General features: G+C 59.3%; 2 protein-coding genes. Both read right to left on the bottom strand.

Annotated elements, in window-relative coordinates:
- Window positions 1–373 (bottom strand): hypothetical protein (locus tag CW742_RS15030; protein WP_292421806.1); only part of this gene is annotated, 373 nt, incomplete at its 3' end.
- Window positions 374–538: 165 nt separating this feature from the next.
- The coding region (locus CW742_RS15025) for a nitrogenase component 1 (protein WP_292421805.1) at window positions 539–1,047 on the bottom strand (509 nt) is incomplete at its 5' end.

The raw sequence follows: 1,047 nt of genomic DNA, 5'->3' as shown, positions 1-1,047 counted from the left end.
ATGGTGAGAAGAGACAGGGAGTGAATGAGGGGATCTCGGCTATCGAGGCATACCGCTCTTTCCGGGCAGTTACGGCCCTGACCATGTCCAGGGAGACCGTGAAGGCGTTCCCGTCATTCATCTCGATATTCAGGGCCCGGCCCGACCCGCTGGCCCGGGCAAGACCGCAGATTCCGGTCAGCCGGAGCCCCCAGCTCCGTTCAAGCCGCTCGACACGGGCGCAGATCCTGCCTGCCAGTGCTCCCCGGAGCTCTGCCATCCGGATGGCAAGGCGCATCGGACCGATGTGCAGCTCGATGATATCCCAGTTCTTTCCGTTCAGGTCTCGTGCAGGTTCCCGGCCCTTCTCAAGATATCCGACTCGTTTCATCATACAGGACCACAGTTGCTTTCTGTCTGGTACCTTGCTCTGTTCAAAGGGGTATATAAGGCCGGGATGTGCGCGGTGTGAAAGTGAGAGCCCGTGTAAACCGGTATCACCGGACGAAAACCGATAGTGCAGGGTTCCGCGGACGCCCGGCCTGAAAAAACCTCAAAATCAGGTATGCCGAACGCGGTCGATACAGACGTTCAGCACCGATTCCATAAAGGAGAGCGTACCTTCTGTCCCGCAGATTGGATTTGCATGGAGCCGGACCTGTCCCCGGAGCGGGGGAGTGAGCCCCACAAATGCCGCATCCGGGGAAAGCGTGCGTTCGAACGAGGAGCCTATGATGAGGTCGGGAGTGTGCTGTCCTACGATCTCACGTGCCCGGGAAAAACCGGTGACTTTCTCCGCAGGAAAACGGCCGGGCGCCGGTTCGGTTCTTGTCCCGATCGCGGCGATATCCGCGTCAAGGTACCGGACGAGACTCTCGGCCGCAAAACCGGCATATGCGGATGTCCCGAAAATCACCGCGGCAGGGGGATCATACCGCTGGAGATACTTGTCGCATGCCCGGACCAGCCGCTCCCCGGCCTTCCTGACCTCGGTTTCAAGCGGCGTTATATCGAGATTGTCAATATGGTCGCAGAGTGCCGAGAAGACTTCCCGTGTTGCATCAAGAC

Origin of the sequence: Methanoregula sp. (assembly GCF_002835825.1) — an archaeon.
In the GTDB taxonomy this organism is placed as follows: domain Archaea; phylum Halobacteriota; class Methanomicrobia; order Methanomicrobiales; family Methanospirillaceae; genus Methanoregula.
Note: the sequence above shows the minus strand (reverse complement) of the source record. Positions and strands in the feature narration are given on the sequence as shown.